Here is a 16,090-nt window from a genome sequence, read left to right on the forward strand (position 1 = left end):
TGATGAAACGCTTGCGCAAGTTGTTGTTGTGGCTGATTGTCGCGCCGATCATGCTCGTCCTTGCCTTGCAGCTGTATTTTTTTGTGCAGATCTGGTGGTGGGTCGATCACAACCCCGATTCCACCAGCTTCATGAGCCGGCAGCTTTCCGTGCTTCGTGAAAAGGATCCCAAGGCCCAGCTCAAACATACTTGGGTACCGTACAACCGCATATCAAATCATCTCAAGCGCGCCATCATCGCTGCCGAAGACTCGAATTTTTCCGGGCATGAAGGTGTCGACTGGCAGGCGATGCAAAAAGCCTACGAAAGAAATACCAAGAAGGGCAAGGTGATCGCCGGTGGATCGACCATCACTCAGCAGCTTGCGAAAAATCTTTTTCTTTCCGGAGAGCGCAGTTATCTGCGCAAAGGGCAGGAGGTGATCATCACGTACATGCTCGAGTACATGATGGACAAGGAACGTATCTTCGAAATCTATCTGAATGTGGTCGAGTGGGGCGTGGGGGTGTTCGGCGCGGAGGCCGCCGCCCAGCATTACTATGGCGTATCGGCTGCCGCCCTCGGGCCGGCGCAGGCGGCACGACTTGCCGTGATGTTGCCGAAACCGCGCTTCTATGACAAGAATCGCAACTCCACTTATCTTTCCCGTCGCACCAACCTGATCTTGCGACGCATGGGGGCCGCGGAACTTCCCTGAACACGTTCATGCAAATGAGGGGGTAGGCGCAGGAATATCCTGCGGGACGGCCTGCCCTGGCCAAAGTGCGCCGCTTCATTGCGTTTTACCGTGACGATCTAGGTCCGCTTCGAACGTCGGTAGCAACAGTAGACTCAGGAAAAGGACAGCCGGGTTGGCGGCCACCCGCGAGGCGCACCATAACCGGTGCACCGCGCAGGAAACATCCCGGCCGTTGTTACCTTCAGCCGGTCGAGCGAAAACTGTCGCAGGTGCTGGAACACGCTCTGGTTGATTCCCATCGTGGCCTGCATCACCAACATGTCGACTTCGCGATGGACGGTATCGGCCAGTGGCTGCTCCGACAATGGGCGACGTTTCGCGACACGGACACTCTCCAATTGTTCGGATACGACGCAACGGAACGCATCTTCCAGCGTCAATTTACTGGTTGCGCAGGCCAGCGCCCAGGATTGCGGCTGTTCGGGATGCGGACGCAATAGCTGTTCGCGGCACAGCGTCGTGCACAGTTTCAGCAAGTCCCTGATCGGCATCCGGGTCTGTCGCTTCAACTGGTCAAGAGTCAGGGAACGTGGCGCGCAGGACACGAACTGGCCAAGCACTTCGGTCGTCACGCAGAGGCGTGCGTGCAAGGCGCTGTCGCCCAATAAGAAATCATCGATGGCGTTCATGCTGCTTTCTCCAATAAAGTCTGCGTCCAACGCCATGTGGGTCAGGGAGTTCCGCATCCAGTGACGCGCGTTCTTACGTAAGCGAACGAATTACCTGATAAGTGAAAAATTCTTGCTCGTGGTTCCATGGAGGCGGGCAGAAAAGCGCCTGGCAGGTGAAAAATGACCGCCGCATTGCAATCGGCTTACCTCAGGGTGCGGGATTGCAGAGAAGGAGTATCGAAACCCCTGTTGATAGGGAGCTGGCGTGCCATGCCGGGATGCACGAGTGGACAGTGAAGCAAGCATTTATCCGCGAATTTCCTGCCGGTTGGCCGACTCCGCAGAAAGTGTGCAGGGGGCACACAAACCCGCTTGCCTGCGGTCGTCTATCTCAGTACACTTGCGAAGTTTTCGTTTCCGGAGACCCGTCTTGGGTAGTCCTAGTACACACAGTCAACCGTCGACACACAGTCGACCGGCGAGATAGCGCTTTACCCAGCATCGGCAAGCGTCTTCTCGCCATACTCTGGTGGGCGGACGCGTCCAGGCCAATCCCGTGGCCGCGTTCCCTGAAAAATCAATCTGCCTGCGGAACTCTTTCGCAGGCGGCCGTGACCTATACAAAGGCCATGGCCGGGAGAGCACATGATTAATGTATTCGTCTTGCAGAACGGGCGCCTGAACCAGGTCAACATTGAAACCAGGAACGACCTGGAAAATGCTGCACCGGTCTGGGTTGACCTGACCGATCCAAACGATGACGAGCGCGCGTGGGTGAAAAGCATCTACGGCGTGACACTGCCTGGCGAAGATGAGGTAAAGGACATTGAAGCATCCGCGCGTTATTACGAAGCGGAGAACGGCGACCTGCACCTGCGTACCGATTTCCTGCTTGAAGAGGACGACGGGCCATCGCGCGTCGTGACGGTTGCGTTCATCCTCGCACGCAATATGCTGTTTTCCGTGCACACCGACGACCTCCCGGTTTTCCGTCTGGTTCGCATGCGCGCCCGTTCGCGTCCCGGCTCCATTGGTGACTACAAGGATGTCCTGCTCGACCTGTATGCGACCGATGCGGAATATTCCGCGGATGCGCTGGAAGGGATTTACCAAAGCCTGGAAGAAGTCAGCCGCCGCGTACTGCAAAAGGAACTGACTGACCAGGATGCCGCGGCAGCACTCAATGCGATTGCGCAGGAAGAGGACTTGAACGGACGTATCCGCCGCAACATGATGGATACCCGCCGCGCGGTCAGCTTTCTGATGCGCGGACGGCTGCTCAACGCGGAACAATTCGAGGAGGCACGTCAGATTCTTCGCGATATCGAATCACTCGACGGCCACACCGCATTCCTGTTCGATAAGATCAACTTCCTGATGGACGCAACCGTCGGTTTCATTAACATTAACCAGAACAAGATCATCAAGATCTTTTCGGTGGCGAGCGTCGCCTTCCTGCCACCGACGCTCATTGCGAGTATCTATGGCATGAACTTCCGCCTCCTGCCGGAGCTGAACTGGGAGCTTGGTTATCCGTTCGCGCTGACCTTGATGATAGGTAGTGCGGTTGCGCCGTTCCTGTATTTCCGCCGGCGCGGCTGGCTCAACTGAAGCAACTGAGGGGAAACAACCGAGGGCGGTTATGACGCCACTATCCCATGCCTGCATCGGGATAGTGGCTTATCTGGCTTATCAGGCTGATTTGGATAAGCACATCAAGGCTCATCAAAGACGGCCGAATGCGATCAACCCAACGACGCGAATGCCTTGCCGGCTGCGGTCAGTGTTGCATCAATGATGTCGTCGCCGTGCGCTGCCGACACAAATCCCGCCTCGAATGCGGATGGTGCAAGATACACGCCGAGGTCGAGCATCGCGTGGAAGAAGGTATTGAACTTCTCCTTGTCGCACGCCATGATTTCGGTGAAGCTGCCCGGCACCTTGTCGCCAAAGTACAGGCCGAACATGCCACCCACCGAATCCGCGCAGAAGCTCACGCCATTTGCCCTGGCTACTTCCGTCAGGCCGCGCGCGAGTTTGGCTGTCTGGGATGTCAGCTTTTCATAGAATCCGGGCTGCTGAATCAGCTTCATGGTAGCCATGCCGGCAGCTACCGCAACCGGATTGCCCGACAGCGTGCCGGCCTGATAAACCGGTCCGAGCGGCGCCAGAAACTTCATCAGATCCTTGCGGCCGCCGAAGGCCGCCACCGGCAGGCCGCCACCGATCACCTTGCCCAATACCGTCAGGTCCGGCGCGATGCCATACATGCCCTGCGCACCTGTCAGGCCGACGCGGAAGCCGCACATCACTTCATCAAAAATCAGGACTGCGCCATGCTGTGTACAGAGGCGTCGCATGGCTTGCAGGAATTCCGGTGTGGCGCGCACCAGGTTCATGTTGCCGGCAACCGGCTCGACGATCACGCAGGCAATCTGATCGCCCATCTTCTGGAATACTTCCTCAAGCTGCTGCGGATTGTTGTAGTCGAGCACCAGCGTATGCTTGGCGAAGTCTTCCGGCACACCGGCCGAGGTCGGATTGCCGAAAGTTAGCAAGCCACTGCCTGCCTTGACCAAGAGGGAATCGGCATGGCCATGATAGCAACCTTCAAATTTGACGATCTTGTCGCGGCCGGTGGCGCCACGCGCGAGACGCAAGGCGCTCATAGCCGCTTCCGTACCGCTGGAGACCAGGCGCACCTGCTCAACCGACGGCAGGATGCGGCAGATTTCTTCCGCCATCTCGATCTCGCCTTCGGTCGGCGCGCCGAAGCTAAGGCCGCGTGCGGCGGCTTCCTGCACGGCCCGGATTACATCCGGATGCGCGTGTCCGACAATCGCCGGACCCCACGATCCAATGTAATCGATATAGCGCTTGTCATCGGCATCCCAGAAGTAGGGGCCCTCCGCACGCGTGATGAAACGCGGCGTGCCGCCGACAGATCGGAATGCGCGAACGGGTGAATTGACGCCGCCCGGTGTGCTGGACTGCGCGCGGGTAAAAAGAGTGTCGTTCCTGGAAGTCATACGAGAAAAGAAAGAGGGTTATTGAGCAGGGTCTTCGTCTTGTTCGCGCGCCCAGAAATAGCGATCCGGAACCAGTTTGCCCATGCCAAGGCGATGGGCGTTGGTCAGCGCGGCATGGGTGAATTCCTGTGCCTCGAAGGCGGCTTCGGGTGCATCGACGCCATTGGACAGCATCGCTGCGATGGTTGCCGACAAAGTGCTGCCGGCGCCGCTGAACGAACCGGGTAGCCGTGGCCATGCATCGTTGCGCACCGCACCCGATTCATCGAACAGCGTGTTGTTGATCGCATGTACGTCGCCCGGCGTTCCCGTCACCAACAGGTATTCGCATCCCATTTCGATGATGCGCATCGCATCAACGGCAAGCATGTCGTCACTGGAAGGTTCGCGCCATGTTTCGGCCAGGCGGGATAGTTCAACGGCCGAAGCCACGAACAAGGTTGTTTGTGGAATCAGAAGTTCGCGAATCGCGATCAGCATGTCCTCGCTGTCCTGTCCCTGGTCCGGCATCGCGGACAGGAAGGGGTCAAGGATCAGCGGAATGTCCGGGTAATCGGAAACAATCTCGGCGATTACCGATACGTTCTCGATGCTTGCTACCGCGCCGACCTTGAGCGCTGCCACTGGCATGTCTTCAAGGATCACGCGGGCCTGGTCGGCAACCCAGTCGGCATCGATCACTTGAATGTCTTCAATGCGCGCCGTGTCGGCGATCAGGATGGAGGTGATGACAGACAAACCATGACAACCCATTGCCGCGAAGGCTGCCAGATCGGCCTGGATACCAACAGCACCGACCGGGTCCGTTGCGCCGAAGGTCAGAATCAGGGGAGAAGTTTGGTTTTGCACGGCTGGTAGATTAAGATATCCGACTTTGCATTTTACTTGATTGAAGGGCAGTCAACTGTGAGTAATACCGCTACATTGCCGAACGAAGAATTCAAAACCTGGATGTGCCTGATCTGCGGCTGGATCTACGACGAGGAAGCCGGTTTGCCGGATGAAGGCATTGCTCCGGGCACCCGCTGGGCCGATGTGCCGATCAACTGGACCTGCCCGGAATGCGGTGCTCGCAAGGAAGACTTCGAGATGGTGGCAATTTAAAGACACTTACGGAAAGAGGATGTTGAAAAATTTGCAACGTTCGTGCATCATTCTTCGCGGCAATGCTAAGATCGAAATAAGTGTCCATAGATTCTTCGCAGAAATCTCACGTTGATCTGCGTCAATCCGATACTTGTACTAATGCATCTTGCTTTTTGTTACAGTTGGATCGTATATTGCGCGAAGGCAAATGAGATTACGTCATGACAACATCTTTGGATAACGGCAGTCTCAAGATTATGGTGATCGACGATAGCAGCACCATCCGTCGGTCAGCTGAAATCTTTCTCGGTCAGGCAGGCTATCAGGTCGTGCTTGCCGACGATGGGTTCGATGCACTGGCGAAGATGAACGATCATCGGCCCGCCCTGATTTTCTGCGACATTCTGATGCCTCGTCTGGACGGTTATCAAACTTGCGCGCTGATCAAGAAGAGCGCGAAGTTTCATTCAACACCGGTCATCATGCTGTCTTCCAAGGACGGCTTATTTGATCGTGCGCGCGGCGCCATGGTCGGTTCCGATGCATATCTCACTAAACCATTTACCAAGGACAGCCTGCTCAAAACCGTGCGCGAGCACGCCGCCCAAGCCGTTTCCCGGTGATTTTTTTGCTGTAAAGGTTCAAGATGCCCATTCAAAAAATCCTCGTTGTCGATGATTCTCCGACAGAGCGTTACTTCCTGACGGACATTCTGATCAAGAATGGTTTTTCCGTCTCTACTGCCGAAAACGGGGAAGAGGCACTTCTCAAGGTCAAGGCCGACAAACCGCAACTTATCCTGATGGACGTGGTGATGCCCGGCCAGAATGGCTTTCAGATTACCCGTGCGATTTCGCGCGATCCGGAAACCCAGGAAGTGCCGATCATCATCTGCACCAGCAAGGGTCAGGAAACTGACCGTATCTGGGGTTTGCGCCAGGGCGCACGCGATTACATCGTGAAGCCGGTCGATCCCCAGGAGCTGTTGTCAAAGATCGCTGCGCTCGGCTAATCCCATCATGAGCCCGCCATCCCTGGATCCCGGATCCGTCGCCGTAAAAGAGAAGGACAGCGGCGCCCGCAGAAACCGCCTGCGCGAGTTCCAGGCGCAGCTCGTCGAGCGCATGCAGGCCGCCAGTACAGGGACCCAAGCGCAGGCCAGCCAGCTCGGCGTGATGATCGGGCAGAGCCGCTGGCTGATCAAGCTGCAGGAAGCGGGAGAAATCGTATCCGTGGGCGCCATCACCCAGGTACCCCTTACCCAAGACTGGTTCCTCGGCCTCACCAATATCCGGGGCAATCTGATCAGCGTCATTGACCTTGCACGATTCTGCGGCATGCCTGCAACTCCAGTAGACAAGGAAAGCAGGATCGTTGCATTTGGACCATCCTTGTCCTTCAATAGCGGATTGCTGGTGTCGCGCGTAATGGGCTTGCGCAATGTCGCCGAAATGGAAGTCCAGCAGGACGATACAGACAGCACAGGCCATGCAGGCAATACCCCATGGGTTGCACGGCGCTATGCCGACCGCGATTCCCAGGTCTGGACCGAACTCAACCTATCTTTAATTGTGCAGGATCCGCAGTTCCTGCAGGTCGGTATCTGAACCGTCCGGTTCCTTTGCCGCACATACCGTAAATAGAATCACGAGGAGACTCAGTAATGGCGTTTAAATTACCGTTCTTGGCTAACGATAAAAAAGAAGCATTTGCTGAGGAAGCCAATGTCGCGGGCGACGCAGTCGTTCTTGACACTCCCGAGCAATCTTTTGGCGGCGATACCGTCGCCAAAGTCACCGAGGCAGCAACGCGCGCCGCGGCACCTCAGCTTGCTGTTGCCGCTGCTGCTCCTGCATCCAATCCGTCGCCCGCTGCCGATCCACAGCGTAACCTGAATGCGACTTTCCTCGGCGATGCGCTCGAAAAAGGCGGCGATATCCGCCTGCCGCTGATCGGCAATCTGCCACTGCAGCAGCAGGTCCGAATTCTGCTCGGCATGCTGGGTACATCGCTGGTGATGGGTGCCGGATTCGTGTGGGTCAATACCAGCCACTCCTCGCTGGCCTCGACCCAGACGCAAATTGCCGGTGATGCGCTGATGCACTCGCAGCGTATCGGTAAGGCGGCACCGAATGCGATTCAGGGTAACCTGGAAGCGTTCAAGCAGCTCGCGGAAAGCCGCAAGGAATTCAATCGTGACCTGAGCGTGCTGCTTAATGGCGGTGACTATCAGGGCCGTGACATTGCGACCCCGGATGCGCAGATGGAAGCGATCCTCAAGGAAACGCAAAAGATCTGGATCAATTCCGACAAGGCCTCGGATACGATTCTCAAGCTCAAGAAAGAGCTGACCGGTTTCGGTACCACGCTGCAAAAGCTCAATACACTTTCCCCAGTCCTGCTGGAGTTGACCGAACAGATCGCGACGCTGAAAGCCCAGGGCGGCGCATCTCCACGTGAAATTTCCGCTGCCGGCCAGCTGGTGATGCTGACGCAGCGTCTGGGCCGAAGCGCCAACGAATTTCTGACCTCCGAAGGTGTGAACCCGGAAACAGCATTCTTGCTCGGCAAGGACACCAATACCTTCCGCGACATTACCGAAGGCTTCCTGAACGGCAGCGACGTGCTGCGCCTGACTGCGACCAAGGATGAAGACACCCGCGAAAAACTGCTCGAACTACAGAAAACCTTTGCGGAATACCAGCAGTCGGTCGCAAGCATTCTCGGCAACCTGCAAAACTTTATTGCCGCAAAACAATCCGAACAGCTGATCTTTGCGGAAAACGAGACCCTCAAGCAACGCATCACCAACCTGCAGAAAGCCTACCGCGCAGAGGAAGATTCCCAGCACTGGTCCGCATGGCTGATGATGGCCAGCGCCGCCGGTGCCCTGCTTGCCGCGGTCGGCATTGCGCTGGTCTTGTTGCAGGACAGCCGCAACCGTACCAAGGAGGCTGACCAGCGTCGCCAGGAAGCGGACGAGCAGCGTCTGCAGGCGATGCGCCAGGAAGATGAAGCCAAGCGTGCCAATGACCAGAATCAGGCTGCGATTCTCCGGCTGATGAACGAATTGCAGGAAGTGGCGGACGGCGACCTGACCGTGCAGGCCACCGTGTCGGAAGACATCACCGGTGCGATCGCCGACTCGGTTAACTATACGGTGGAAGAATTGCGTGGCCTGGTAGGCCGGGTTACCAAGACGGCGGAACAGGTTACCGCCGCATCGAACACGGCGCAGGAAATCTCCAACGGCCTGATGGACGCGTCGCAGAAACAATCGCGCGAGATTCAGGAAACCGGCCAGGCGGTACTCGAAATGGCAGTGCAGATTACCGACGTCTCCAAGTCCGCGAACGAATCCGCTGAAGTTGCGCGCCAGTCAGTGTCTGCTGCAGAGCAGGGTGCCAAGGCGGTGGAAGACGCGATCAAGGGCATGAACGAAATCCGTGAACAGATCCAGGAAACGTCCAAGCGCATCAAGCGCCTCGGCGAATCCTCGCAAGAGATTGGCGAAATCACCGAACTGATTTCCGATATTACCGAACAGACTAACGTGCTGGCGCTGAATGCGGCGATCCAGGCGGCTTCGGCAGGTGAAGCAGGCCGAGGCTTCTCGGTGGTTGCGGAAGAGGTGCAGCGCCTTGCGGAACGTTCCGGCGAGGCGACCAAGCAGATCGGCGCGCTGGTGCGTACGATTCAGACCGATACCCACGACGCGGTCGCCGCGATGGAAAAATCCACACAAGGTGTCGTTGAAGGAGCCAAACTCTCCGACGCGGCCGGTGCGGCGCTGTCTGAAATCCGTAGCGTGTCGAATCGCCTCGCGGACCTGATTCAGAGCATTTCCGCAGCGACCGAACAGCAGGCGACCTCGGCCAACGGTGTTGCTCAAAACATTCAGAACATCCTGACGGTAACCGAGCAGACGCAACAGGGTACACAGCAGACCGCGCAGTCAATTCGCGAACTGTCCAAGCTGGCCGAAGAACTCAAGAACTCGGTATCCCGCTTCCGGGTGACCGCGTGATCACTTGACGCCGAACCAGTCGTCACGGGCCGCGTCCGTACGCGGCCCCTGTAGTTCTACCGTTATACCAGGCAGCGCACCGGTCTGGTGCGCTGCCTTTTGACCCCGCGAGGCAGTCATGACCACCCCATCTTCCACCTCAACGCACGGTGCTCGCGAGACCTTCGACACCGGCCCGCTTTCCTGGGTAATGGGGGAAATCCGAGAATCACTCAACCGCTCGAAGACCTCTATCCAGGAAGCCGTCACGCAAGAGGCCGAAACGCAAGCGACCGCGATCCGTCATGCGAAGAGCTATCTGCACCAGGCGCATGGCGCGCTGCAGATGGTTGACGTCGACGGCGTCGCGATCATCACTGAAACTGTCGAAGATCTGCTTGATCGGGTCGATGCCGACCAGCTGAACCTGAGCGCCGAGCTTGCGCAAGCCATCGCGACCGGTTATCAGGCCCTGACCGAGTACCTCGATGAACTGCTGGCCGGCATGCCGCATCAGCCCGTCCGGTTGTTCCCGTATTACCGTGCATTGCTGGAAGTACGTGGCGCCGAGCGGATCCATCCGGCCGACTTGTTCTTTCCCAATCTGGCGGTCCGTCCGAAGATGCCGGTGCCGGCATCGATTGAGGAGGTGAAGCCTGCTCGTTACGTCGGATTGCGCCAGCGCTTCGAAAAGGCATTGCTGCCTTTTCTGAAGAGCAGCGACCGCGATGCCGAACTGGCCAATGCGGCTGTCATGCGCGACATCGTAGGCGAAATAGAAAGTCTGCAAACCAATCAGCAGATCCGGGCCTTCTGGTGGGTCATGCATGGCCTGACAGAAGCGGTTGCCGGCGGCCAGATCGAAAACGAAATTTACGTTAAGCAGCTGTTTGCACGCATCAACCTGCAAATTCGCCGGCTCTGCCAGGGATCGTCGAGTATTGCCGAACGGCTGCTGCGGGATGCCTTGTTCTTTATCGCCAGGGCAAAAGATCCATCGCCTCGTGCGCGTGAAATTCGCCGTGTCTACCAGATCGACGGTCTCGTGCCCGAGGACTACGACCGCAAGCGTTATGGCCAGATCGATGGCGACACGCTTGCACTGGCCAAGGACCGCCTATCCCAGGCAAAAACACTCTGGAATCGCATCGTCGGCGGTGACGCCAGTGTTGCTGAATCGTTCGAACATGAAATGCGTGTGCTGGCCGATGCCGGATCGCGGCTCAATTCCCCGCCACTCACAAAGTTGCTGCGTGAGCTCAAAGGCATTGCACGTCACGCTGCCCATGCGAAGCCGGGGGATATTCTCGGCCTCGAAATGGCAACCAGCCTGCTGTTCATAGAAAACTCGCTGAACCAGATCGGTCGCCTGCCGGAGAATTTCATGGAACGCGCGGACGCCATGACAGCCCGTCTGCTGGCGGTCGTCACCGGCGACCAACCCGCACAGTCGGTGCCCTGGCTGGACGATATGTCACGCGAAGCGCAGCAGCGTCAGACCATGACCGCGCTGGCCGGTGAAATGCAGAACAGTCTGCGCCAGGTCGAGAAGATGCTGGATGAATACTTCCGCGATCCCGCCCAGCGCAATGCACTTGGGCAGCTCGACCACGTTCTGCACCAGATCGAAGGCGCAATGGCCGTCCTTGACCAGGATGACGCGATGCGCACCATCCAGCACACCCGCAAGACCGTGCAGAATTTCCTGGTATCCGACGAAGAGACGCCAGCCGTCGAGGACTTCCAGCATGTTGCCCAGAACGTCGGCGCACTCAGCTTCTTCATTGAAACCCTGCAGCATCAACCCGATAGTGCCAAGGACCGTTTCTCGTTCGACGAAGGACAGGGCCTGTTTCGTGCAAACCTGATCGAACCGGGCGGGACCGACGACCCGGAAATCAATGAGCCGGTCGTGACGGATTTCAGCGCGGGCGAGACGGAAATTGCAGCTGAATCCGCTTCGCCCGCCGCCGTAGCGTCCGTACAGACTGTCGAAGATGAGCTCGCTTTTCATCAGCAACAATCGGCAGAACTGGCAATGTCCCTCAGTGCCCAGCCGGATAACCATGCGCTCCAGGAACAACTGAAGGAATCGCTGGAAAGGATTCGTCAGGACGCGACACTGGTCGACAATCCTGAGGCAAATGATCGTGCACAAGCCGGCATTGACATCCTGCAGCGGGCAGATTTCTCGTCCTCCAGTGAGGCGTTGGCAGAAATCATTACCGCCACGGTACCGGCGGTACAAACTGTGGAGACATTGCCCCCCATGGTTGCGCCGACAAGCGACGAGGCAATCGATGCCGAACTGCTGGAAATCTTCTTGCTCGAAGCGGAAGAGGTTCTCGGCACGGTATTGCAAACCTTGCCGGACTCGCGCAACCAGCCGCACAATCAGGAACACCTCACAACCCTGCGACGCTCCTTCCATACCCTCAAGGGCAGCGGTCGCATGGTCGGCCTTGTGGCGTTCGGCGAAGCAGCGTGGAGCATCGAGCAGGTATTGAACTTGCGTCTATCGGAATCGCGTGGCGGCGACCATGAACTGTATGCGCTGCTCGACAAGGCGGTAGTTGAGTTGGGCGACTGGGTTCAGGATCTCACGCAGACTGGTCGCTCCGACCGAACGCCGGATGCCTTGGTACGAGCAGCTGAACGGGTCAAGGCAGGCGGCCAGTTCGTCTACGAAGAAGAAGCGGCAAGTGAAACGTCTGGGGCGACCATTGCTGAGCCGGACACCGACAGCACGGTTACGAAGGCCGATGCAGCGTCGCAATTCGCAGCCGAGGCGGCAAATACCGCCATTGAGGAGCCTGCGGTTGAACAGGTTGCCGATGCACCGTTTGTGCCCTTCGTAACTGAATTCGATCTTCCACCCCTGCCTGAGATCCATCAGCAGGAGTCCGGGGAAGCGTCAGTCTCCGAAGCACAGGCAGAAGAAGTAGCCGAGCCTTCCGACCTGCCACTGGTTGAAGAACTGCCAATGTCCGATGCCGATATGGCGATGTTCGCCGTACCGGGCAGCAGGGATGAGTTGATCGCTTCGGCGAATGAGCATTCGACTAATGACAACTTGCCAGCGCTGGACATGGATACGGGTGATGCAAACATCGCCGATCCTGGCGATATTGCTGAAGCGCCTGCACCGTCAGCCGTAGTTGACTTCGTCGAACCGGTAGCTGACATCGATACCATCAAGGTCAGCGAAATCACCGAGGCCGACAACGCCAGTGAAGCCAAGGAAGCTGTTGCAGCGCTGACGCAAAAGATTGCCGATGCCGACCTGCTTGCCGACGTTCAAACGGTATCTGATGAAGCACTCGCCCAACAAGACGTCATACCCGACGCTGTCGTCCCGTCAGAGCCGGAAGCCGTGGACGCGCAGGCCGAGACAGCGCATCTGGCTCCGCCCCCCGCGACACCGGCCATCGCCGAGGTCATCGAATTTCCGACCATGCATGCGCCCGAAGTGCGCGTCAACGATAACGTCAAGCGTATCGGCGACCTCGAAATCAGCGTGCCGCTGCACAATATCTATCTGGCCGAAACAGATGAACTGGTCCGTGTTCTCGCACACGATATTGCCGAATGGCGTCATGAGCCGGACCGCGAAGTGAGCGTGCAGTCGGTCCACGCCGCACATTCGCTCGCGGGAAGCTCCGCAACCGTAGGCTTCATGTCGCTGCATGAAGTCGCCCACGCGCTGGAAAAGGTCTTGCAATTCCTGATGCGTCGCCCGGTGCACCTGCAGCTGCACGAATACGACACGCTTGAGCAGACTATCGAGCGCCTCAAAGCGATGCTGCAAAAGTTTTCTCTTGGCGAAATGCCGGCTGACGAACCGCATTATGTGCGCATCCTGGACAACCTGCGGCGCGATATCGAACTGCGCTCGCAGGTGGCTGAACTGTCGGACACGCAGGATCTGCCGTCCACACCCTCCGACATGCTTCCAGTCCCTGAACTGGAATTGGAATTGCCGCAAGCGGACACCTTTGAAGATATGTCGGCGCTGGAGGACAGCGACAGCGCGCTGATTCCCGAACTTGATCACATCATTGACAGCATTGTCGATATGCAGCCTGCGGAAACGCAGGACGTGTTGACACTGGCGGCCGTCGCCCAGCCCGTTGCGTCGCTCGCAGGCACAAGCGCCGAATCCGAACTGGCAGCCGATCCATCGCTCGCCATTCGTGATGAACTGGATGCCGACCTCTTGCCAGTTTTCCTGGAAGAAGGCCGCGACATGTTCCCGCAAATGGGTACCGCATTGCGCGGCTGGCAGGAGCAGGGCAGCAGCATCGCCGCGCCGCAGTCGGTGCTGCGCCTGTTGCATACGCTAAAGGGCAGTGCACGCATGGCCGGTGCGATGAACCTCGGCCAGCACCTGCACGATATGGAGACCCGCATTGAGAACATCATGCATCTGGGTACTCCCGAGCCGCTTGCGCTGGAAGATTTGCTGATCCGCTACGACCAGGCACAGCATATGTTCGAACTGCTGCAGAATCCCTCTGTCGCAGCGTCTGCCGCTACACCGGGTGCCGAAGCTCCCGCTAATGACGTGACGCCGCTCGCTGCGGAGCATGCTGTCAGTCCTGGTCCGGTTGTACTTTCGCCGCTGATGCCGGTTCCGTCCGTCAACCCGGCGATGCCTGCGCCGCTGGCAAACCGGGCCGTCGCCACATCCGCTGCGGTGCCCGCTCCTCTGGTCCGTGTACGGGCAGACATTCTCGACCGCCTTGTGAACCAGGCCGGTGAAGTTTCGATCTCGCGTTCCAAGCTCGAAACGGAAGTCGGGACCTTGAAACAATCGCTGTCGGAACTGACCGACAACGTGAGCCGTTTGCGCGATCAGTTGCGTGAAATCGAAATGCAGGCGGAAACGCAGATTACCTCGCGCATGGCGCATTCCGCCGATCGTGAATTCGATCCGCTGGAGTTCGATCGCTTTACGCGCCTGCAGGAATTGACCCGCATGATGGCCGAGAGCGTCAATGACGTCGGCTCGGTGCACCAGAACCTGAGCCGCACACTCGACAGCGCGGTAGGTGACCTGTCGATCCAGGCACGCCTGACACGCGACCTGCAGCAGGACCTGATGCGCGTACGCATGGTGCAGTTCGCCAGCATTTCCGAGCGTCTGTTCCGCGTCACCCGCCAAGCCGCCAAGGAAGTCGACAAGCGCGTCAACCTCGATATCCGCGGCAGTGCCGTCGAAATCGATCGCGGCGTTCTTGAAAAGATGACCGGCCCGTTCGAACATCTGTTGCGTAACGCGATCGTGCACGGCGTGGAAACACGCGATGCGCGCCGTGCTGCAGGCAAGAACGAAACCGGCGAACTGCTGGTGGAAGTGCGCCAGGAAGGTAACGAAGTCGTGATCCAGTTCTCGGATGACGGCCAGGGACTCAACCTCGGTCGTATTCGCGACAAGGCGCAACGGATCGGCTTGCTGACCAATGAGGCGCCTTTGTCCGATGACGAAGTGACCGACCTGATATTCCATCCCGGCTTTTCGACTGCCGAAGAAATCACCGAACTCGCCGGACGTGGCGTGGGTATGGATGTTGTGCGCTCGGAAGCGGCCGCGCTGGGCGGACGGGTGACCACCTGGACCGAACCCGGCAAGGGCACGCAGTTCACGATCCGCCTGCCGCTAACCTTGGCGGTAACACAGGTGGTGCTGATCTCGACCGGTGGCCTGACGTATGCACTGCCATCGGTGCTGGTCGAGCAGGTACAGCAACTCAAGACCAATGCATTGGCGGCCGCCTATAACGAAGGTGCTGTTATCTGGCAAGGTCAGCGCGTGCCAATGCATTACTTGTCCTCGCTTCTCGGTAATAAGCAGGCGTCGCCCGTGTCTCAGCACTATTCTCCCTTGCTGATCCTCAAGAGCGGCAATGATCGGGTCGCCGTGCACGTCGACGAAATCATGGGTAACCGGGAGGTCGTGGTCAAGAACATCGGCCCTCAGCTATCACGCATGATCGGTATCGCGGGCGCTACCGTGCTGGGTTCCGGCGACATCGTACTGATCCTCAACCCGGTTCCGCTGGCACAGCGTGCGGCGCAGGAAAACCTCCGTGCGCCGCGCATCACGGCATCGGACGCCCCTGAAGCGATGGGTGCAGTTGCGGAAATATCTGCACACGAGCCGTCCGCGCCCAAGAGCGGACCGGTACAGGGCTTGCGTACGCAAAGCATTGTGATGGTGGTCGACGACTCCCTTACGGTGCGTCGTGTCACCCAGCGTCTGCTGACCCGCGAAGGGTATCAGGTCGTGCTGGCAAAGGATGGCGTGGACGCGCTCGAGCACCTGCAGTCGATCACGCCGGATGTCATGCTGGTCGACATCGAAATGCCGCGCATGGATGGTTTCGACCTGACACGCAATGTGCGCGGCGACGAACGTACCAGGCATGTTCCGATCATCATGATCACCTCGCGTACTGCGGGCAAGCATCGTAACTATGCGCTGGAGCTCGGTGTCAACGAGTATCTCGGCAAGCCTTACCAGGAAGACCAGTTGCTTGGCTTGATCGCGGGTTTTGTGAAGAAGGATGCGACCGTCTCCTGAAGTAAGCGCCATCTGTAACCGCGCCGCTTGGCGCA

The 16,090-nt window shown here is 58.2% G+C and carries 11 protein-coding genes; 8 read left to right on the forward strand and 3 right to left on the reverse strand.

Going from position 1 to position 16,090, the window contains the following annotated elements:
- The first annotated feature begins 2 nt into the window (after positions 1-2).
- Positions 3-698: a monofunctional biosynthetic peptidoglycan transglycosylase gene (mtgA, locus tag ACFQUU_RS24420; protein WP_382250762.1), complete on the forward strand. Its 696-nt coding sequence runs from the start codon at positions 3-5 to the stop codon at positions 696-698.
- 134 nt (positions 699-832) lie between these two features.
- On the opposite strand, the gene ACFQUU_RS24425 is transcribed toward mtgA, so the two are convergent.
- Positions 833-1,369, reverse strand: coding sequence for a hypothetical protein (locus ACFQUU_RS24425; RefSeq protein WP_382250731.1), 537 nt, complete (start codon positions 1,367-1,369; stop codon positions 833-835).
- Between the two features lie 627 nt (positions 1,370-1,996).
- Between ACFQUU_RS24425 and corA the strand changes: the two genes are divergently transcribed.
- Positions 1,997-2,962: a magnesium/cobalt transporter CorA gene (corA, locus tag ACFQUU_RS24430; protein WP_382250732.1), complete on the forward strand. Its 966-nt coding sequence runs from the start codon at positions 1,997-1,999 to the stop codon at positions 2,960-2,962.
- A gap of 134 nt (positions 2,963-3,096) precedes the next feature.
- Here the strand turns inward: corA and hemL are convergent, their stop codons facing one another.
- A complete protein-coding gene (hemL, locus tag ACFQUU_RS24435; RefSeq protein ID WP_382250733.1) occupies positions 3,097-4,380 on the reverse strand; it encodes a glutamate-1-semialdehyde 2,1-aminomutase in 1,284 nt (427 codons plus the stop codon).
- An 18-nt stretch (positions 4,381-4,398) separates the two neighbouring features.
- On the reverse strand, positions 4,399-5,229 hold the full coding sequence (locus ACFQUU_RS24440) for a hydroxymethylpyrimidine/phosphomethylpyrimidine kinase (RefSeq protein WP_382250734.1): 831 nt from the start codon (positions 5,227-5,229) through the stop codon (positions 4,399-4,401).
- 102 nt (positions 5,230-5,331) lie between these two features.
- Between ACFQUU_RS24440 and ACFQUU_RS24445 the strand changes: the two genes are divergently transcribed.
- From ACFQUU_RS24445 to ACFQUU_RS24470, 6 genes are all read left to right on the forward strand, one after another.
- On the forward strand, positions 5,332-5,484 hold the full coding sequence (locus ACFQUU_RS24445) for a rubredoxin (RefSeq protein WP_119767731.1): 153 nt from the start codon (positions 5,332-5,334) through the stop codon (positions 5,482-5,484).
- A gap of 203 nt (positions 5,485-5,687) precedes the next feature.
- Positions 5,688-6,089: a PleD family two-component system response regulator gene (locus ACFQUU_RS24450; protein WP_382250735.1), complete on the forward strand. Its 402-nt coding sequence runs from the start codon at positions 5,688-5,690 to the stop codon at positions 6,087-6,089.
- Positions 6,090-6,112: 23 nt separating this feature from the next.
- Complete coding sequence (locus tag ACFQUU_RS24455; RefSeq protein ID WP_057290154.1) at positions 6,113-6,478, forward strand: response regulator transcription factor; 366 nt, start codon at positions 6,113-6,115, stop codon at positions 6,476-6,478.
- Positions 6,479-6,485: 7 nt separating this feature from the next.
- Entirely contained in the window at positions 6,486-7,073 is a 588-nt protein-coding gene (locus ACFQUU_RS24460) for a chemotaxis protein CheW (RefSeq protein WP_382250736.1), read from the forward strand.
- Positions 7,074-7,129: 56 nt separating this feature from the next.
- A complete protein-coding gene (locus ACFQUU_RS24465) occupies positions 7,130-9,493 on the forward strand; it encodes a methyl-accepting chemotaxis protein (RefSeq protein ID WP_382250737.1) in 2,364 nt (787 codons plus the stop codon).
- A gap of 118 nt (positions 9,494-9,611) precedes the next feature.
- Entirely contained in the window at positions 9,612-16,055 is a 6,444-nt protein-coding gene (locus ACFQUU_RS24470; RefSeq protein ID WP_382250738.1) for an Hpt domain-containing protein, read from the forward strand.
- Positions 16,056-16,090 lie beyond the last annotated feature (35 nt).

Origin of the sequence: Herbaspirillum sp. GCM10030257 (assembly GCF_042666555.1) — a bacterium.
Classification (GTDB): domain Bacteria; phylum Pseudomonadota; class Gammaproteobacteria; order Burkholderiales; family Burkholderiaceae_D; genus Noviherbaspirillum.

Excerpts from the sequence above, each read along its gene's own strand:
- mtgA (WP_382250762.1), top strand. The coding sequence starts at position 3 with ATGAAACGCTTGCGCAAGTTGTTGTTGTGGCTGATTGTCGCGCCGATC.
- ACFQUU_RS24425 (WP_382250731.1), bottom strand. The coding sequence starts at position 1,369 with ATGAACGCCATCGATGATTTCTTATTGGGCGACAGCGCCTTGCACGCA.
- corA (WP_382250732.1), top strand. The coding sequence starts at position 1,997 with ATGATTAATGTATTCGTCTTGCAGAACGGGCGCCTGAACCAGGTCAAC.
- hemL (WP_382250733.1), bottom strand. The coding sequence starts at position 4,380 with ATGACTTCCAGGAACGACACTCTTTTTACCCGCGCGCAGTCCAGCACA.
- ACFQUU_RS24445 (WP_119767731.1), top strand. The coding sequence starts at position 5,332 with ATGTGCCTGATCTGCGGCTGGATCTACGACGAGGAAGCCGGTTTGCCG.
- ACFQUU_RS24450 (WP_382250735.1), top strand. The coding sequence starts at position 5,688 with ATGACAACATCTTTGGATAACGGCAGTCTCAAGATTATGGTGATCGAC.
- ACFQUU_RS24455 (WP_057290154.1), top strand. The coding sequence starts at position 6,113 with ATGCCCATTCAAAAAATCCTCGTTGTCGATGATTCTCCGACAGAGCGT.
- ACFQUU_RS24460 (WP_382250736.1), top strand. The coding sequence starts at position 6,486 with ATGAGCCCGCCATCCCTGGATCCCGGATCCGTCGCCGTAAAAGAGAAG.
- ACFQUU_RS24465 (WP_382250737.1), top strand. The coding sequence starts at position 7,130 with ATGGCGTTTAAATTACCGTTCTTGGCTAACGATAAAAAAGAAGCATTT.
- ACFQUU_RS24470 (WP_382250738.1), top strand. The coding sequence starts at position 9,612 with ATGACCACCCCATCTTCCACCTCAACGCACGGTGCTCGCGAGACCTTC.